Origin of the sequence: Mumia sp. (assembly GCF_028803055.1) — a bacterium.
Classification (GTDB): Bacteria; Actinomycetota; Actinomycetes; order Propionibacteriales; family Nocardioidaceae; genus Mumia.
This window is the reverse complement of record NZ_JARBCJ010000274.1, coordinates 1-2,955: the sequence shown is the minus strand read 5'-3', so window position 1 is coordinate 2,955 and position 2,955 is coordinate 1. Positions and strand designations below refer to the sequence as shown.

The window sequence follows — 2,955 nt, the reverse complement described above, 5'->3', positions numbered from 1 at the left end:
GGTGGTGGTCGCCCTGGGCGCACTGCCCCCCCCGTACGCCCCGGGGGTCTTCGGGGGGGGGCCGCCCCCGCCCGGTACGACGTCGGTCGGGGAGCGGCGGGGCAATGCCCCGAAAACGCGCTGATCCCCTAGGCTCGACTCGACCGAACTGCCTACGAGGAGTCGTGATGTCTCAGCCTGGAGCCCCCGGATCCGTGGACGACGCCGAGCCCACCATCGGGAGGCTCGTCTCGGACATCAGCAGCGACCTCTCCACGTTGGTGCGGGGAGAGATCGCGCTGGCGAAGTCTGAGCTCCGGGTCAGCGCCAAGGCGGGCGGGGTCGGCGCAGGCCTCCTCGTCGCGGTCGGCGTCCTGCTGCTCTTCGTGATCACGATGCTCTCGATGGCAGGCGGGTTCTTCTTCGCATGGCTCTTCGACCGCGACATCCCGCTCGGCTTCACGTGGGGCTTCCTCGTGATGACCGGTGTGTGGCTCCTCGTCGTGCTCATCTTCGCGCTGGTCGGCATCCGGTTCCTCAAGAAGGTCAAGGCGCCCAAGCGGACGATCGCGACCGTGCAGGAGATCCCCTCCGCCCTCAAGGGAAAGACCGATCCCCGCATCACCATCGATCTCCCGGCGGCCACGCCGTCCCCCGCGGGGGCCGACGCCGCTGCGGCTGCTGCGGAGCGCTCGAGGTCCGGCAAGCGCGCTCGCTGACCCCGCGTGCGCCTAGGGGCGCGCCTCAGGTCTCGAACGCACCACGAGACCGCTGACCACCGAGACCGCACCGGCGATCGCGAGCGCGGCCATCCAGACGGCGTACGAGCGCACCGCCTCGTCGTGGACCTGCTCCATCAGGGAGCGCCCGAACCCAGCCCCGGCCGCCACCTCGTCGACCACGCGGTCGCCCCCGGCGACGGCCAGGATCATCTCCACGGCGGCGATCGCGACGAGCCCTAGTCCGAGCAGCACGAGCGCGCTGCCGCGACGCCGGGCAGCCGCGACGGCGCCCGCCAAGAGCAGGACCGCGGCGCCGCCCAGCGCCCACGACCACGGTGCCAGCTCGCGGAGGCGGTCGACGACGTCACGCTGCTCGGGAGTGCCGACGGCGACCACGAGGTCGCTCGGTCCCTGCAGCTGGGTGCCGAGCCGTCGGTTCGCCGCGTCGACGACCAGGTCCACCATCGGGGAGAGATCGACGCCGAGGCGCCCGTCGAGCTCGGCCGGCGGCATGTCGGTCACGTTGAGGCGGTGCGACAGCGTGTTGACCTCGGTCCAGGCGGCGTCGAATCCGCTGAGCTCCGTCATGCCGTCCGCAACCCTGCGCACGACCCCGTCGGCGGCGCGACCCGCGACACCGTCGAGACCGGTGTCGCTGACCACGGCGTCGGCGACGGTGTCGGCCAGCGCCGTACGAAACTCCGGGTCGTCGCCCAGCGGGGCGACGAGGGACACGTAGCCGGACTCGTCGACGATGGTGCGCTCGAACCACAGACCCGGCGCGGCTCCCGCGACGGCGACCAGCGCGAGCAGACCCAGCAGGAACGACGCCACGGTGCGCATAGCCGCAGCCTAGAGCGCCCGGGGAGCGCCCTGCAGCGTCATGACGGGCGCCCCCGCCCTCAGGGAGAGTCGACGCGGTCGACGAGCCAGTTGGTCCCGTCGGTGTCTCGGCTCATCGTCACGCGGTAGGGCCCGGCCGTGGTCGGCACCTCGACCCTCACCCGCGTCTTCGACCCGGCCATTATACGAGGCTTGCCCTCCGGCTTGGCGGGATCGAGGGACGCCGGGTCCGTGAAGGACAGGACGGACATCGCCACAGCGGAGAGCTGAGGCCGGAGCTCGGAGGTCCACTGCGCGATCGGGACGTCAGGGCGGGCCCAGAGCGTGACGACGCGGGTGGCCGACTCCATGGCGAGCTCGTCGGCCTCCTTCGACCCGAGGCTGCCGGTCTCGACAGAGTGGGAAGGACCCCCGCCGGTGTCTGCACCGGCAGACTCGTCATCACCACTGCAGGCCGAGACGGTCAACATCGTGAGCACGGCTACTGCCGCCAGTCGGGTCTTCACAGATCTCCTTCGATTGCGGACAACGCCGAACATCTTCCACGCACCCACCCCCTGAAGCGAATACGTGACGCGCAGGGAGTGCTCAAGAGTGACGGACGCCACATCATCACGCACACGGTCCTGTGTCCAGTCCTCGGGTCGCGCGCACGCCCTTGCGGGCGGCCTCGCCGACCTGACCCGCCGTGAGAGCGTAGCCGGTCGACGAGTCCGAGATCGACGCGGCAAAGATCACCCCCAGCACGCGACCGTCCTCGGAGATCATCGGGCCCCCGGAGTTGCCTGACCGGACCAGGCCGCGCAGGGAGTAGACCTCTCGCACGACCTGCGCCGACCCGTAGATGTCGGGACTGCGCAACCGCTGCTCGGACCGGATCCGCGCCGCGCGAGCGTCGAACGGACCGTTCTCGGGGAAGCCCAGGACCGCGGCGCTCTGTCCCTGCCGCGCGTCCTCGTCGAACGGGATCGCCGGCGCTCTCAGCCCTCGTGCGCGAAGCACGGCGACGTCGAGGCTCGGGTCGTAGTAGACGACGTCGGCGTCGTAGGTCTTGTCGCCCACCGTGACCGCGGGATCGTCGACCCCGGCGACCACGTGGGCGTTGGTCATCACGCGCTCCTTGGCGTACACGAACCCGGAGCCCTCGAGCCCGCGGTTGCACTCCGCACGACCGGTGACCCGGGCGACGCTGCGACGAGCGGACTGGACCTCCGGACGCTGCAGGACCGCGGGGTCGGGGGCTGCCGCGGGCTTGATCGTCTCCGGGGCGAACGGCTCGAGATAGCGCGGGAACAGCGTGGCGTCGACGACGCTGTCGAACGAGTGCAGCGCCGTACGGACGCCCTGCGGCATCACGGAGTCCACCTTGCCGAGCACCTGCGACCCGCGGACCGCGGTTGAGGCCCCCGGG

General features: G+C 71.2%; 4 protein-coding genes. 1 reads left to right on the top strand and 3 read right to left on the bottom strand.

All coding sequences use genetic code 11. From position 1 onward, the window contains the following. Positions 1–167 precede the first annotated feature (167 nt). Positions 168–698: a phage holin family protein gene (locus PV363_RS16945; RefSeq protein ID WP_220343148.1), complete on the top strand. Its 531-nt coding sequence runs from the start codon at positions 168–170 to the stop codon at positions 696–698. Between the two features lie 12 nt (positions 699–710). Here PV363_RS16945 and PV363_RS16940 read toward each other — a convergent pair whose 3' ends face one another. From PV363_RS16940 to PV363_RS16930, 3 genes are all read right to left on the bottom strand, one after another. Next, complete coding sequence (locus PV363_RS16940) at positions 711–1,544, bottom strand: hypothetical protein (protein WP_301022970.1); 834 nt, start codon at positions 1,542–1,544, stop codon at positions 711–713. Between the two features lie 59 nt (positions 1,545–1,603). Beyond that, a complete protein-coding gene (locus PV363_RS16935) occupies positions 1,604–2,050 on the bottom strand; it encodes a hypothetical protein (RefSeq protein ID WP_220343146.1) in 447 nt (148 codons plus the stop codon). 106 nt (positions 2,051–2,156) lie between these two features. Further along, positions 2,157–2,955 (bottom strand): MarP family serine protease (locus PV363_RS16930; RefSeq protein ID WP_301022969.1); only part of this gene is annotated, 799 nt, incomplete at its 5' end.

Coding starts and splice junctions, on each gene's coding strand:
- PV363_RS16945 (WP_220343148.1), top strand. CDS start 168: ATGTCTCAGCCTGGAGCCCCCGGATCCGTGGACGACGCCGAGCCCACC.
- PV363_RS16940 (WP_301022970.1), bottom strand. CDS start 1,544: ATGCGCACCGTGGCGTCGTTCCTGCTGGGTCTGCTCGCGCTGGTCGCC.